The organism is Olleya sp. KKT75 (assembly GCF_055635485.1).
Genome location: NZ_CM145759.1, coordinates 1,168,300 through 1,184,492, shown reverse-complemented (window position 1 = coordinate 1,184,492; position 16,193 = coordinate 1,168,300). Strand labels below are relative to the sequence as shown.

Here is a 16,193-nt window from a genome sequence, read left to right as displayed (position 1 = left end):
AAAATAACATGCTTGACAAAACAGGAATAGCAAAACGTATTGCACAGGAAGTGCAAGATGGTTACTACGTTAACTTAGGGATTGGAATCCCAACTTTAGTGGCTAATTATGTACGTAACGATATAGAAGTAGAGTTTCAATCTGAAAACGGAGTATTAGGTATGGGGCCTTTTCCTTTTGAAGGCGAAGAAGATGCTGATATTATAAATGCAGGTAAACAAACCATAACAACGTTACCTGGTGCTAGCTTTTTTGATAGCGCGACTAGCTTTGCAATGATACGCGGGCAACATGTAGATTTAACTATTTTAGGAGCAATGGAAGTTGCTGAAAATGGAGATATTGCCAATTGGAAAATACCTGGTAAAATGGTTAAGGGTATGGGTGGTGCAATGGATTTAGTAGCTAGTGCCGAAAATATTATTGTGGCTATGATGCATACTAATAGAGCAGGCGAATCAAAATTACTTAAAAAATGTAGTTTGCCTTTAACGGGTGTTGGTTGCGTTAAAAAAGTAGTCACTAACCTAGCAGTGCTAGAAGTAACAGATAAGGGTTTTAAGTTGTTAGAACGTGCGCCTGGTGTATCTGTAGAGGATATTCAAAACGCAACAGAAGGAACATTGATTATTGAGGGAGATATTCCTGAAATGAATTTGTAATAGTAGTAATATTGTTATTACATTTTAATATAAAATAGATTTATGCGCATAAAAACATTAGCCAATCAATATGTAGATTATAATTATGTTGCTGAGAGGAATCATGATTTAATTGAAGATCGTTTTTTAAGAAACACAACAATTGCATTAGACTTTTTAGTGAAGACTAGTGCGCTTACCATTACGTTTGAAGAAGACGAACAAGTACATAGAGTTGACGTTATTGATGTTTTAGTAGCAGATGTAGTAAATAATATAACAATTATTCCGGCTCAAAAAAACGCATATAGTCCCAGTCATAATACCGTTTTATTTTATGATACACATGGTGTGGTTTTTAGAAAAAATCATAAAAAGAAATGGTTTACACGTAATAAAGGATATAATTCTCCGGTCTCTTTATTATCGCATGAGTTAATCCATTGCTATAATGAGTTGTATGATACGGAAGATTATCATCATAGAAAAAAGGATCATTCTTCTAAAGGAGAAAAAGTTGATATGGATGGACGCGACTTGTCGTTTCCAAATGCAGAGGAGGTCTTTGTTATAAAAATGACCAATCAGGTGGCCTCAAGATTAGGTGAGGATAGAAGATCTAACTATGGTAGAAGTTATTATCCAACACGTGGCGTATTAACGATTAAGAAGGCTAAAAAGGGGTAAATGTTAAAATAAAGTGTATTTAATCGAATAATTACGCTTTTTGACTGATAAATTTAAAAAGAGATTGTATGTTTACAATCCCAAACCAAACCATTAAAACTAACCAAAGTCTAAAAGACCAAATCTGTTTTTAATACTTTTTTGTTTCAAATTTATCAAAAACCTAACCTGCTTATGTTTTTCAAAAATTTTAAAAGTGGATTAAAAAATGCTGTTAATTTTACTAGCAGCATTTTTTATTTAACTAAAAAACTATTTATGCTATAAGCCTTTAGGGATTGCATTAATTAGCTTTTTTGTATATGCTTTTTTAGGTGTGTTGTAAATGATATCAGCATCATCTAATTCTTCAATTTGACCTTTACTCATTACTAATAGTTGGTCACTCATATATTTTACTACTGCCAAATCATGAGAGATAAATATATAAGTAAATCCAAAGTTGTCTTTCAATTCGTTTAAAAGATTTAATACTTGTGCTTGAACTGATATGTCTAATGCGGACACAGACTCATCACAGACTATTAATTTAGGTTGTAATGCAATAGTACGTGCTATTCCAATACGTTGTCTTTGTCCTCCAGAAAACTCATGTGGATATCTGTTAAAAGCAGTGTCGTCTAAACCAACACGGTTTAATATTTCTAAAGTTTTATCTCGTCTTTCTATTTCTGAAGCATATAATTTATGGACCTTCATGGGTTCCATAATGGCATTTCCAATGGTTATTCTTGGATTTAAGGAGGCGTAAGGATCTTGAAATATAATCTGTATATCTTTTCTAATGGCTATAGTTTCAGCTTTAGTTAAGTGGGTTATATCTTGTCCTTTATATAATATTTGACCTTTTGTTGCTTTGTCTAGTAATAATATGGCATTTCCTAAGGTAGATTTACCACAGCCAGACTCGCCAACCAAGCCAAGTGTTTCGCCTTCATATACATTAAAACTAACGTTGTTTACTGCTTTAAAAGTTTCCGCTTTAGCGAAAAAACCAGATTTAGAGAGGTATTCTTTTTCAAGATTAATAACTTGAAGTAATGGTGGTTTTGAGTATATTTTTTCATGCTGTACTTTACGCATGTCACTGGTAATTATAGTATTAGAAACGGTGTTGTTTAATACGTCTGTAATAGTTGGTAACGTTTTTAGACGCACATGTAATGATGGTCGCGACGTTATAAGTGCTTTTGTGTAGCTATGTTCTGGATGTTTAAAAATGGTATCTACTGTATTTTGTTCTACAATTTCACCTTTGTACATCACTAAAACGCGATTTGCGATTTCAGAAATTAAACTTAGATCATGAGTTATAAAAATAATACTCATTTTGGTTTCTGCTTGAAGCGCTTTTAGAAGACTAATAATTTCTTTTTGTACTGTTACATCTAAAGCAGTTGTAGGCTCGTCAGCGATAAGTAATTGTGGTTTACATGCAATTGCCATAGCAATCATAACACGTTGTTTTTGACCTCCAGAAATTTCATGCGGATAGGCTTTATAAACCCGTTCTGGATTTGGTAATTTTACTTTTTCTAATAAAAAGAGTGTTTCTGCTTTAACTTGTTTTTTTGTTAATGTGGTGTGCTGAAATAGGATTTCTTCTACTTGCTTTCCGCAGGTCATCGATGGGTTTAAAGAACTCATGGGTTCTTGAAAAATCATTGCTATTTTTTGTCCTCGAATGGTTTGGAACTGCTTGCTGTTTAATTTGGTTAAATCTTGGTTATTAAACGTGATGCTTCCTGATGTGATTTTAGAAATACGTTTTGGCAGCAAGCCTAATATGGCTAAAGATGATACGGATTTACCAGATCCTGACTCGCCAACAATACCAACAATTTCATTTTTGTATACTTGATAAGAAATGTTTTTAATGATGGTTTTGTATGACTTTTCGTTTTTAAAGTCAATAGAGAGGTGCTCTATATTTAGTAAAATGTCGCTCATATAGGGTAAAAGTAATTAATTTCTTTCAATTGATTGTGGGTTAAACCACACATAAAATCGAATGGTATTTTTTAAGTTGTTTTTAGTCGAAAAAATATTAATATGATGTTAGTACTGTTAAATATTATATAATTTTCACAATAATTTAACAGTATATAGTCTAATCCATTAAACTATTAGTATGAAAAAAACAATTACTTTATCATTATTAAGTTTTTTATTGACATTTTCAGTTTTTGCTCAGCAGAAACGAAATTGTTCTTCCATGGAAAACTTAGAATACAGAAAACAGCTTGATCCAAATTTAACACAAAGAATGGATCAAATAGAAGCTTTTACTCAGCAAAAAATTGCAGAAAATCAAAATGCTAGAGTAGACGGCAGTATAATTACTATTCCAGTGGTTATTCATGTGCTTTATAGAAACAGCACAGAAAATATTAGTGTGGCCCAAATACAGTCACAATTAGATGTGTTAAACGAAGATTTTAGACGTACAAATCCTGATGCAGATAACACGTGGTCACAGGCTGCAGATACGCAAATTGAGTTTTGCTTATCTACTGTGGATCCAAACGGAAATACAACAACGGGTATAACCAGAAAGCAAGTGACACGACAAGATTGGGGGACTTCAGACGATATGAAAAGGACATCTACAGGTGGTGTAAATCCATGGGATACTACGGAGTATTTAAATATGTGGATTGTGCCTCAAATGCTTAGCCAAGGAGGGACTATTTTAGGGTATGCACAATTTCCTGGAGGTAGTACTGCTACTGACGGTGTGGTTATGGCTTATAATTATTTTGGACGTGTTGGTAATGTGTCTGCTCCTTTTGATGGAGGACGTACAACAACACATGAGGTTGGGCATTATTTAAATTTACGTCACATTTGGGGGGACTCAAACTGTGGTAATGATTTTGTAAGTGATACGCCAACACATCAAACTTCAAATGGCGGGTGTCCTACTGGACAAGTGTCTTGTAGCTCTACGGATATGGTTCAGAATTATATGGATTATACTAATGACTCTTGTATGAACTTATTTACGCAAGGACAAAAATCACGTATGCGTGCTGTATTAGATGCAGGAGGTGTAAGACGCGCTTTAGCATTGTCTGATAAGTGTGGTGGAAGTGGAACAACGCCTACATGTACAGATGGTGTTCAAAATGGAGATGAAACTGGTGTTGATTGTGGTGGTTCTTCTTGTACACCATGTAGCACAGGACCACAATATTGTGCGTCTCAAGGAAACAGTGTCAATGACGAATATATTAGTCGTGTGCAAGTTGGATCTATAAACAATACTTCTGGAGCTCAGTTATATTCAGATTTTACAAGTGTATCTACTAACCTTACCAAAGGGGCTACAAATACAATTACAATTACGCCAACTTGGACAGGAAGTACTTATGCAGAAGGATATGCGGCATGGATAGATTATAATAATGATGGAGACTTTACAGACTCAGGAGAACAAGTGTTTTCTAAAGCAGCGTCTTCAGTAACACCTGCAAGCGGAACATTTACAGTGTCTACAAGTGCAGTTACTGGAAGTACTAGATTACGTGTGGCTATGAAGTATAATGGTGTACCAACTTCATGCGAGGCTTTTTCGTATGGAGAAGTAGAAGACTATACTGTAAATATCGTTGCTGGAGTTGCAGATACGGTTAAGCCAGTTATTACATTGGTAGGTGCAGCAACAATTAATTTAACAGTTGGTGATGCTTATAGTGAGCTTGGAGCAACTGCTTCAGATAATATAGATGGAAATTTAACGTCTAGTATAGTTGTTACAGGGACGGTTAATACAAATACAGCAGGAACTTACACAAGAAACTATAATGTAAGTGATGCAGCAGGGAACCAAGCTAATCAAGTATCAAGAAGTATTGTTGTAAGTCCATCGACTACAACAGGATGTTCTGGTGCAATTACTTCTTTTCCTTATTCTGAAGGATTTGAATCTGGTTTTGGATCTTGGACGCAAGGTAGCAGTGATGATTTTGATTGGACAAGAAGAAGTGGATCTACACCTTCAAGTAATACAGGACCATCAAGTGCTAGTGAGGGATCACAATATGTATATATGGAGTCTTCTGCGCCAAACTTTTCTACAAAGCGTGCTATTTTAGAATCACCTTGTTATAATTTATCAGGGGTTACTAATGGTAGCTTTAATTTTAAATACCACATGTACGGAGCAACTGCAATGGGGAGTTTGAGTTTAGCGGTAAGTACAAATAATGGTACCTCTTGGACAACTATTTGGTCATTATCTGGTAACCAAGGAAATGCTTGGTCAGATGCTACAGTAGACTTATCATCTTATTCAGGTAGTACTATTAAATTAAGATTTGATGGTACAACGGGGACAACTTGGCAAGGAGATATGGCAATAGATGCTGTCTCATTATCAAACGGAACAACATCTGCAGATAAATGTGCAGGAGTTTCAGAATATGTAAGTGGACAGTCTTATAGTACAGGAGATCAGGTAACGTATTTTGATACGTTGTATGAAAGAACAGCAAGTGGATGGACTAATTTAGGAGCTTGTGGTACAGCAAGAGCTATAGATGGCGGTTTTGTACAACACTTAGGTGTTTCTCTATCTGTGTATCCAAATCCTGTAAAAGGTGAAACATTATTTGTTAAGGCCAACATAGATAACTTACCTTTTACGGTAGTAAATATGCTAGGACAACAAGTGGTAAAAGGTATTACATCGTCAAGCGGAATTAGTGTCGGAAAGCTAGAAGCGGGATTATATTTAATTCAGTTTGAAGTGAATGATACTATCGAAACTAGAAAATTTTTAAAGCAGTAATAATAATTAATCCCTTTAATCAACCAATTGTATTGTTAAAAGGCCTCAACGAAAGTTGAGGTCTTTTTTTATATGCTATTATATATTTTACACATGTATAATTTCATCATCATTTAAAATTGAATCACCTCGTAAGCGTAAAAATATTTGTGCTACAGCAATGGTGTCTTTTTCGCAATAAATAATAATGCGATCAATATCGTTGTCTTCGTAATACGTTTTATAAACTTCACTACCATCAATATCATCTTTAGGAGAAGGGATACCTAAAACGTTGGTCATTAATTTTAAAGACGTGTAGGTTTTATAATCACCAAACTTCCATAGTTCCATGGTGTCCAAATGCGGAATTTCCCATGGTTTTTTACCAAAAAGGTTTAATTTATAAGGTAATTCTATAGTATGGATAATCATACGTCTAGCTATGTATGGAAAATCAAATTCCTTACCATTATGCGCGCAAAGTAAATGTTTGGTTTGGCTAAAGTGCGAAATTAATAAATTTTTAAAATCTATTAATAGCTTGCGTTCTTCTCCATAAAAAGACGTTGTTCTAAATAATCTTGTATCCCCTTGAAAAGTAAAGTATCCGACAGATATGCAAACTATTTTTCCAAACTCAGCCCAAATACCAGCACGATCATAAAACTCCTCTGCAGTAAACTCTTCCTTGCGTTGGTAACGCGATTTAGCATCCCAAAGCTCTTGTTTAGTTTTATCTAATTCCGCGTAGTGTTGCGTTTCTGGAACGGTTTCTATGTCTAAAAACAGGATATTTTCTAGGTTGAGTTTAGAGATCATAAATTATTTTTATTTTGAATTAATAACTTCAATAGCTTTATCAAGAGGCTCGTCTTTTCCAGCTCGAATGCCTTTAATAGTAGGTAATACTTCAATATCTGGAACAATTCCAATACGTTGTGTTTTTGCTCCATCTGGATAGTATACACCTAAACCAGTAATCATACTACCAAATCCACCAACAAAGGGTATTTTGCTTACGTTCCCATCTGCTCCAGATGTTTGACTACCTATTACTAAAGCATTCTTAGCAGTTTGTAAACACATTGTTGTAAACTCTGCATGGCTTTGCGTTACCTCATTTACAAGTATAACTATTTTGCCTTTATAGAGTTTTGCGTCTTTTCCGTTACCAGTTTTATAAGGTTCTGTCCAGAGGAAAGTTCCTGGGTAAGAAAAATCTTGCTTAGTAAATTTAACAAATTCTATAGACTTTGGGTTTAAATATTCAGCTAATTTGTAAAGTGTCCCATTTGGGTAGTTTCTAATATCGAAAATTATACCTTTAGTATCTTTTAAGGCATCCATTGTATTATCGACATCTTCTGGTTTTAATATTCCCATATTAATGTACCCAATATTGCCTTCTAATATTTTCCATTTTTCACTATCTTTTACGTTAAGATTAATAGCATCATAACTGTGTTTTATTATATTTTTTGAAGTTGTTTTACCTGCCCTTTCTATAACAATATCAATATTATTGTCATTGCCTCTAAAAATGAGGTTTTTGCTGTTGCGTTTTTTAACCGAAGGGTTTGATGCGTATATATATTTAGCGTTATCTTTTAATATTTCAGGAATAGTATTACCATTTACAGTTTCAATTACATCTCCTATTTTAATATCATCAATTTTGGCAAGTTCTTCGTTTAACAGCTCTGTAATTATTAATTTATCGTCAATAATTTTATAAGAAAATGGCACACTTTTATTACCAAAATACTCTCTTGTTTTAGCTGAATAAAAATAGCCATGACTATCGTCAATTTTTACAACCATTTCTAATAGTGCTAAGTGATACTCTGTTTCTGTTTTGGTTTCCAGAACTTTACTTATTATTTCTTTTAAAACAGCATTCCAGTTTTGATCTGTTTCATTTTTATAAGGAAAAAAATACTGAATCATATTCCAGTAACGATATACAGAGAGTAGCTTGAAGCCTTGATCACTATGTGGAATGTTTGTGTAAAGCTTTTCGTTAGTAAAATCGGGATTTCCAACATTACCTGGTTTAACATAATAATGTGCACCTATAAATCTGTTGTTTTTTATTTGGTTTAATTTTTTGCTTAGCGGTTTAGATAAATTGTTGTTATTGAGCCAATCTAAATCTGGTGTAATAAAGGCGTCTTTATTTAAGGCTTTACATTTTTTACAATCATCAATTTCGCCAAGGTTATCAATCCAGCTTAACAGTAAAGCATCTCTTTGTTTATTGTTTTCTATTTTTAAATATTGTTGTAGAATTCGAAATAACTCGTAATCCCAATTAAAATTACCAGCAGCTATTTCTGGATGGTAGTATTTTAAAAATCCCCAAACACGTCCTAAAAGAGCTAAGTTTGTTAAATTAGTTTCATTAAGTTCTGGGATGATAATTGTAGAATCTTGGTTAAACTCTTGGTCGTTATCTACTTTGGATAATACTTTAGGGTTTACTTTTTCTAATGGTATATCATCTATTGTGACTTTAAGATTGTCTACCCACATTTTTCCTTTACCAACAAGGATTCCACCAACAACAATGCCTTCTACTTGGTTTGTTAACTCTAGTTCTATTTCATGTTTTTTCCAGTCTATAGTTCCAGTAATACCTCTGTTTCCCATGTTGTCAAATCCTAATTTAGGATCTAATCTCATCCAAAGACCAGCATGACCATTAGATACATTTTCGGTTTTAATATAACCAGTAAGTTTTATTTTTCCACTTTTATAATTTGCAGGAATTTTATAAGCCCAAGCTTTAAAACCAGAACCTTGTTCGTCAGAAATTAGAACTCCAGAGTATTTTCCGGTTTTAGTTTCTAGAGAGTCTAGGGTTCCTGTGTAAGTATCATTCCCAAAAAGTAACCAATCCTTAGCTTTGCTATTTTCAAGTATTTCAAAGTCTAAGTTTTTTGTTTTTTGCGCATTGGATTGATAGCATAAAAGCAATACAAATAAGTAAAGTAGTTGTTTTTTCATAATTATTTATTAGTTGGTTAGAATCCAAAAAACGAAAAATCATGAACGAGTTACACATAAATTATTGTTAAATAACAAAACATTAAGGTTTAATATCCAGCATTTTATAAGCTTCATCTATATACAATGAAATATCATTTGTAAACACGCCAATACCTGCGTCGGCTGATTTTTGATGCCCCAAACGTACAATAATAACATTGTCGTCAGGTTGCACAATAACGTATTGCCCAAGGTGTCCACGCATCATATAAAAATCTTTGTTGTTTTGGTTTTTTAACCACCACCCGTAACCATATTCAGGACTAGATGGAAAACGTGGTTTTAAAGATTTTGCTACAAAAGCCGAGTCTAATATTTGTTGTCCATTCCATTTTCCATGGTCTTTATATAGTTTTCCAAATCGCGCAAAATCTTTAGCATTACTAGCTATACAACAATAGGCTTTGACTAAATCGTCTTCTGCACTATCTAACTGCCATAATGTTGGGTTTTCACTACCTAAAGGCTTCCAGAAGCTTTCAGTTAAATAATTATACATTTTTTTACCCGTTGCTTTTTCTATAACCATAGCTAACATTTGGGTGTCTCCACTAGCGTATTTAAATGCTTGTCCAGGCTGTGTAACTACTTTTAAGCCATTCATTACCTTTTGTAAATCGTCATCAAAGTAAGCACGTGTTGTAATGGATAATGGCGAGTAATACGCCTCGTCCCAATTGGTTCCGGATGCCATACTTGATAAATCACCAACCGTCATTTTTGCAGCATCACCATCGCAAAAAGCAGGTAGAAAATCGCACACCGGTTGGTCTAAACTTTTTATATACCCATCCATAATGGCTTTACCCATTAAGCCGGAAACATAACTCTTAGCCATAGAAAATGAGTTGGATTTAGAGTCTTTATTATAACCATCGTAATAGTTTTCAAACCAGATACTATCATTTTTAATAATTACGTAAGCTACTGTTCCGTAATCTTTATTGGCTTTTTGCAATATTGAAGTTTCTGTTGTTGTATTATAGTTTTCATGATTTGGCCAAGGTTGAGGTGTTCCGTTTTGAATAACTTGGTTATCAAATTTTTTGTAATCGTCCAAAAAAGCAGTGGTATGTCCACGCATATAAATGGTGCGTACAGCTTTAATTAGGTAGTCTGTATCTGTTATGTAAAGTGTTGCGATTACTATCCCAAAAAGTACGGCAAGTACTTTTAAAAGCTTTTTTATAAATTTCATTTAGTTGTTTAGTTTAGAAACTAAATATAATCAAAATATAAATTACAGCTAATTACTTGGCTTTTCTTAATGCTAGTTTTTGTTTGTAATACGCTTTTTCTGCTATGTAAATTGTTTTGGAAAACTCGGCTACAACTTCCGCTTTAGCGTTAACTAATTGCATGGTTTTTTCTAAATCAAATTGTTGCTTTGTTTTAACTTGCTGTTTTATGTCTTTTATTTCTTCAGGAGTAAAAACAAATTCGCCATAAATAGTGCCTTTTCCGGGACGTTTGTATTTTGCAGTAACTGCCTTATCCCAAACCACATAATCGTTACCTAATATTTGGATTAGTTGTATCATATAAATTGGATCTGTAGCAGATAGCATGCTTCCGCCAAATATTGAGCCCGCGTAATTACGGTTTTTCCAATTTAGTTTTAATCTGATTTTTACGTAATGTAAGTCATCACTAACTTCAACCAATTTGGCAGTAGTGCGCCTGTACATTGGCGACCAGTTAAATCCATATTTATAGATATTTGCTGGTTTTATAAAACGTGTTAAAAATTCGGTTGCAACCTTATACATTAAAATAGGGATTGTTGTTTATATGGGCTTTCGTGATCTAATAACCATTGTTTGCGATGTAGTCCACCTGCATAACCTGTTAAGCTTCCGTCTGTGCCAATAACACGGTGACAAGGAATAATAATCCAAAGTGGATTTTTGCCATTAGCATTAGCTACAGCGCGTATTGCTTTGACGTCTCCTAGTTGTTTGGACAACTTAAGATAAGATGTTGTTTTGCCATGCGGAATAGTTTGTAAAGCGTTCCAAACACGATTTTGAAACACAGTGCCTTTTGGGTTTAGCTTTAAGCTGAATTGCTCTCGTGTGCCTTCAAAATATTGGTTAAGTTGAAGTACACAGTCGGCGAGTGCTTTTGGTATGTTTTTAGATATTTCTTCTTCAGAATTTAAAGCAATAACCGATTCAATACCATCTAAATCACCTGTGATTTTTGTAAAACCTAAAGGTGATTTGATGATGCATGTTTCCATTGTTATTCCGGACTGTTTTCGTCAATAATACCTAGTTTTTTAGCACGTGCTTCCCAGCTTTTTCTAGCTAAATTTTGTAGGTCACTAACGTTATCGCTTTCGTCCATAATTTCCATACCTAAAAGTGTTTCAATAACATCTTCCATAGTTACAATTCCACTTACAGATCCGTACTCGTCTACAACTAAAGCCATATGGTTTCTAGTTTCGACAAGTTGTTCAAATAAAGTTGGGATTGCTAGATTACGGTCTACAATTATAATATCTCTTTTTAATTCGACTAACTTTTTAGAACCATTACCTAAGGCCATTTCCTTAAAGACTTCATCTTTTAAAACTAACCCTTTGATATTGTCTTCTGTTTTAGAATAAACTGGTATTCTTGAAAAACGAAGGTTCATGTTTCTATTAAAAAAATCTTCGACAGTGGTATCCTCATTTTCAGATAGCATTACAGTACGTGGTGTCATTACATTTTTTGCAAAAACTTCTTTAAAAGTTAAAAGATTTTTAATTATTCTGCTTTCATTTCCTTCAAAAACACCTTCTTCGTGAGCCATGTCTGCCATAACTAAAAAGCCTTCGCGACTTAAAACGCTACCGTGACCTTTACCACCAATTAGCTTAGTTGTTAATTGCATTAACCACAGTAAACCTGTCCATTTTAAAGGGAATATTAAAATATTAAGTGCTGTTGTTGTAAAACCAGCAAGGCTTTTCCAGTACGTTGCACCAATTGTTTTAGGTATAATCTCAGAAGCTACTAATATTAAAATGGTCATTACAGCCGAAACTATAAAAACACCATATCCACCGCTACTTCCATATAGTCCTTCTGCCTCTTTACCAACTAAAATAGCACCAACAGTGTGTGCAATTGTGTTTAGTGTTAAGATTGCAATTAAAGGTCTGTCAACATCCTTTTTTAATTCTTCTAAATTAGTAGCAAATGCTTTTCCTTCCTGCTTTCTAAGGTTTATAAATGTTGGTGTAACACTTAGTAATACTGCTTCTAAAATAGAGCATAAAAAGGAGAAGAAAATTGATATAACTCCGTAAAATAGTAATAATCCCATGATTGGTTTTTAATTAATGTGTTGCGAATTTACGATAATAATTTAACAACATCTTTTGCAAAATAACTTGCAATGATATCTGCGCCAGCGCGTTTAATAGCTGTGATTTGCTCCATCATAACCGCGTCGTGGTCTAGCCAACCTTTTTCGGCAGCAGCCTTAAGCATAGAATACTCTCCAGAAACTTGATAAACTGCTACGGGTACATCCACTTCGTTTTTAATTTCGCGGACAATATCTAAATAGCATAATCCTGGTTTTACCATAACGATGTCCGCACCTTCGTCAATATCCATTTCGGTTTCGCGTAGCGCTTCAAAACGGTTAGCGTAATCCATTTGGTACGTTTTTTTGTCTTTTGGAATGTCTTGCACATCTACAGGAGCAGAGTCTAAAGCATCTCTAAAAGGACCATAAAAAGCAGACGCATATTTAGCCGAATAACTCATGATCCCAGTGTCCGTAAAACCGTCGTCTTCCAAAGCCTCGCGCATTGATAAAATACGACCGTCCATCATGTCACTTGGTGCCAGAAAATCTGCACCAGCTTCTGCATGAGATAATCCCATTTCTGTTAATACATCAACACTATCGTCGTTTATAACTTTTCCATTTTCTATAATTCCATCGTGTCCGTAAACCGAGTAAGGGTCCAAAGCCACATCTGTCATTACTAACATTTCTGGGCAAGCATTTTTAACGGTCTTAATGGCGCGTTGCATTAATCCATCAGGATTTATAGCTTCAGTCCCTTTATTATCTTTTAAATTATCAGGTACTTTTACAAATAGTAACACCGATTTTAATCCTAGTTTCCAAAGTTCTTTAACTTCAGCTTGTAATAAGTCTAAGCTATACCTGTAATAATTTGGCATAGATGCTATTTCTTCTTTTATACCTTTTCCTTCAACCACAAAAAGTGGCACTAAAAAATCGTTTGGAGAGATAATCGTTTCTCTAACTAAGCTTCTGATCGCCTCGTTTGTTCTTAATCTTCTATTTCTCTTAATTGGATACATAATTTTTGTATAAAATTCCTGATATTGTTTACTTTTATCAAAAACAAAGTTAATAATAATCCCTATTTATATTGAGCAAAACGTGGTCTAGTTTACAATTTGTTTTTCCTTGGAGAAGTTATCAAGCACAACTCTTAAAACACTTTGATACGCACATTTCAGACCAGCATTTTCATGTTATAGCTCCTCCAGGTTCTGGAAAAACTATTTTAGGGATAGAGATTATGCGTAGGCTAGGTAAAAAAACATTGGTTTTAGCGCCTACACTTACTATTAGAAACCAATGGGAAGATCGTTTGCAATCTTTTTTTACTAAAAACAAAGATTTTAAATCGTACTCGTTTGATGTAAAAGCGCCAAGCGATGTTACTTTTATTACTTACCAATCGTTGCATGCATTTTATAAGTCTTTTGAGGATAAAGCCCATTATCTAGACTTTTTTAAAAAGCATAATATTGAAACACTTGTTTTGGATGAAGCACACCATTTAAAAAATGCGTGGTGGACGTGTTTAGTCGAACTAAAAAATAGCAGACCTTTTTTTGTAGTTGCTTTAACCGCAACGCCTCCGTACGATAGTGATCGGACGGAAGTGGCTAAGTATTTTAATCTATGTGGTGAAATTGATGATGAAATTGCAGTGCCTGATTTGGTTAAAGAAACTGATTTATGTCCACATCAAGATTTTGTATATTTTTCAAAACCTGAAGATTTAGAGGTTAATTTAATTTATGAATATAGACAGAAAATAGCCAATTTTAAAGACGACTTACTTGCGGATAATACCTTTATCACTTTTGTTAAACAACATCGTTTTTATAGAAATACCGAAAAACATTTAGATCAAATTTATAGTAATACTGAATATTTTTCGGCACTACTAATTTTTTTAAACGCATGCGGAACACCTATTGAAAGTTCTAAATTAAGAACGTTAGGCTTTAATAAAAATGAAACTATTAATTTTCCGGAGTTGTACTTAGATTGGTTAGAGATTTTGTTTCAAAACCTATTAGTGAAAGATAGGGAGCAGTTAATAGAAAACGAGTCGTACTTGTCTAGTTTAGAGAAAAAACTGAAGCAACTCCATGTTTTTGATAAAAAAAGAGTCAATTTTTTAGGTGAAGATTTGTTATATAAATCATTGACCAATAGCCCGAGTAAACTTAAAAGTATTATCAAAATTGTTGCTGCAGAAAGCAAGAGTTTGCAAGCTAATTTACGTTGTGTTATTCTAACCGATTATATAAGGAAAGAGTTTTTAACCACTCCAGAGCAGCAACTTCAGGATATAAATAAAATTGGAGTTATTCCTATTTTTCAATATTTAAGATGTCGATTTGAAAACAAGAAGGATTTAGCTGTTTTGACTGGTAGTTTGGTTATTATTCACACTTCAATTATTGATGCTTTTAAAAGTCTAGCAGAGGGCATTTTTACTTATTCACCTTTAGATGTTGATGCCAACTTTGTAGTTGTATCAGGAAACACAAGTGCTAAACACAGCATTGTAGGTAGTGTTACTCAGCTTTTTGAAAACGGAACCATAAAAGTGTTGGTGGGTACAAAGTCTTTATTAGGCGAAGGTTGGGACGCGCCTTCTATTAATAGTCTGATTTTGGCGTCATTTATTGGGTCGTTTGTGTCTTCTAATCAAATGCGCGGTAGAGCTATCAGAAAAAATCCTAAAAGACCTGAGAAAACCGGGAATATTTGGCATTTAGCCTGTGTTGATATTACAGCTCAAAATGGAGGGAAAGATATTGAAACTTTAAGACGACGTTTTGAGGCGTTTGTTGGCGTTACGACTAATACAATTCCTTTTATTTCTAATGGGATTGACCGTTTAGATATTCCGGAACATTTTACTGATGTAGATATTGACCAGTTAAATACAAAGACTTTAAAGAGCGCCACTAATAGAGCTTCAATTACTAAAAAATGGAAGGATTCTATTGGTAACGGAACAGCATTAAGTAAACAAGTACAGGTTTTTGATTTAAATGAATTGCCTTTCAAAAAACAAAAGCAAGTGTACTATTTTGACATCGTACGTTTTTTTACTATAGAATTGTTCTTTTCTATTTTACTGTTTTATTTTGAATACATTATCAAAGCCTTTAATCTGATTCTTCAACGGGGATTTGCGTATTTTATATATTCGTTTTTAGCGTATTTCTTAATTTCATTTGGACGTAAATTGTACAAGGCAATTACGTTATACATGCGTTATGGTTCTTTGTATAAAACCATTCAAAAAATGGGAGCGGTAATATTGGATTCGTTGTCGGACTTAGGTCACTTAACAACTAGTAGCGATCAGCTTTCTGTTGTAGCAGCGCGTGCGGGTAGTAGGGATGTTATTTGTAATTTAATAGGAGCGAGCACGTATGAGAATACTTTATTTTCTTCGGCTTTAAGCCAATTATTAGATCCTATTGATTCGCCAAGATATTTAATAATTAAAACCAATTTTTTCAGACGACGTTTAAATATTGAAAATTTTTACCCGGTACCAGAATTATTTGGTGACAAAAAGAAGCATGCTTTGGTGTTTCAGAATAATTGGAAAAAACATATTGGTAGAAACAAGTTGTTTTATACTAGACATTTTGAAGGGCGCCAATTACTTTTAAAAGCAAGGTTATTTCACGTATATAATGCGTTTAGAAAAACAACTAAAGAAGTTGCTATTTGGAAATAAG

General features: G+C 33.8%; 12 protein-coding genes. 4 read left to right on the top strand and 8 right to left on the bottom strand.

The window, feature by feature from the left end:
• Positions 1-8: 8 nt before the first annotated feature.
• Together ACZ2G2_RS05265 and ACZ2G2_RS05260 are read left to right on the top strand one after the other, a co-directional pair.
• A complete protein-coding gene (locus ACZ2G2_RS05265) occupies positions 9-662 on the top strand; it encodes a CoA transferase subunit B (protein ID WP_101202851.1) in 654 nt (217 codons plus the stop codon).
• 42 nt (positions 663-704) lie between these two features.
• Positions 705-1,328, top strand: a complete 624-nt coding sequence (locus ACZ2G2_RS05260) for a hypothetical protein (protein ID WP_470394360.1) — start codon at positions 705-707, stop codon at positions 1,326-1,328.
• Positions 1,329-1,589: 261 nt separating this feature from the next.
• Here ACZ2G2_RS05260 and ACZ2G2_RS05255 read toward each other — a convergent pair whose 3' ends face one another.
• Complete coding sequence (locus tag ACZ2G2_RS05255; RefSeq protein ID WP_470394358.1) at positions 1,590-3,278, bottom strand: ABC transporter ATP-binding protein; 1,689 nt, start codon at positions 3,276-3,278, stop codon at positions 1,590-1,592.
• A 181-nt stretch (positions 3,279-3,459) separates the two neighbouring features.
• Here ACZ2G2_RS05255 and ACZ2G2_RS05250 point away from each other — a divergent pair, with 181 nt between their 5' ends.
• Positions 3,460-6,120 (top strand): GEVED domain-containing protein, encoded by a 2,661-nt coding sequence (locus ACZ2G2_RS05250; RefSeq protein ID WP_470394356.1) that lies wholly within the window; start codon positions 3,460-3,462, stop codon positions 6,118-6,120.
• Positions 6,121-6,207: 87 nt separating this feature from the next.
• Here ACZ2G2_RS05250 and ACZ2G2_RS05245 read toward each other — a convergent pair whose 3' ends face one another.
• The 7 genes from ACZ2G2_RS05245 to hemB all read right to left on the bottom strand — a co-directional run bounded on the left by ACZ2G2_RS05245 (position 6,208) and on the right by hemB (position 13,487).
• A complete protein-coding gene (locus ACZ2G2_RS05245; RefSeq protein ID WP_470394355.1) occupies positions 6,208-6,921 on the bottom strand; it encodes a 3'-5' exonuclease in 714 nt (237 codons plus the stop codon).
• Positions 6,922-6,930: 9 nt separating this feature from the next.
• Positions 6,931-9,108, bottom strand: coding sequence for a S41 family peptidase (locus ACZ2G2_RS05240; RefSeq protein WP_470394354.1), 2,178 nt, complete (start codon positions 9,106-9,108; stop codon positions 6,931-6,933).
• Positions 9,109-9,190: 82 nt separating this feature from the next.
• The gene (locus ACZ2G2_RS05235; protein WP_470394352.1) at positions 9,191-10,348 is read right to left on the bottom strand and encodes a serine hydrolase domain-containing protein; all 1,158 of its coding nucleotides are present in this window, start codon (positions 10,346-10,348) and stop codon (positions 9,191-9,193) included.
• Between the two features lie 52 nt (positions 10,349-10,400).
• Positions 10,401-10,919, bottom strand: coding sequence for a DUF4442 domain-containing protein (locus tag ACZ2G2_RS05230; protein WP_470394350.1), 519 nt, complete (start codon positions 10,917-10,919; stop codon positions 10,401-10,403).
• Positions 10,919-11,392 carry a methylated-DNA--[protein]-cysteine S-methyltransferase gene (locus tag ACZ2G2_RS05225; protein ID WP_470394349.1) on the bottom strand — a complete coding sequence of 158 codons (474 nt, stop codon included), beginning with the start codon at positions 11,390-11,392 and terminating at the stop codon, positions 10,919-10,921. Before ACZ2G2_RS05225 ends, ACZ2G2_RS05230 begins: the two co-directional genes overlap by 1 nt.
• Positions 11,393-11,394: 2 nt before the next feature.
• The gene (locus ACZ2G2_RS05220; RefSeq protein WP_470394347.1) at positions 11,395-12,468 is read right to left on the bottom strand and encodes a CNNM domain-containing protein; all 1,074 of its coding nucleotides are present in this window, start codon (positions 12,466-12,468) and stop codon (positions 11,395-11,397) included.
• Between the two features lie 29 nt (positions 12,469-12,497).
• Entirely contained in the window at positions 12,498-13,487 is a 990-nt protein-coding gene (hemB, locus tag ACZ2G2_RS05215) for a porphobilinogen synthase (RefSeq protein WP_470394345.1), read from the bottom strand.
• A 71-nt stretch (positions 13,488-13,558) separates the two neighbouring features.
• Between hemB and ACZ2G2_RS05210 the strand changes: the two genes are divergently transcribed.
• A complete protein-coding gene (locus ACZ2G2_RS05210) occupies positions 13,559-16,192 on the top strand; it encodes a DEAD/DEAH box helicase family protein (RefSeq protein ID WP_470394344.1) in 2,634 nt (877 codons plus the stop codon).
• The last annotated feature ends 1 nt before the right edge of the window (position 16,193 follow it).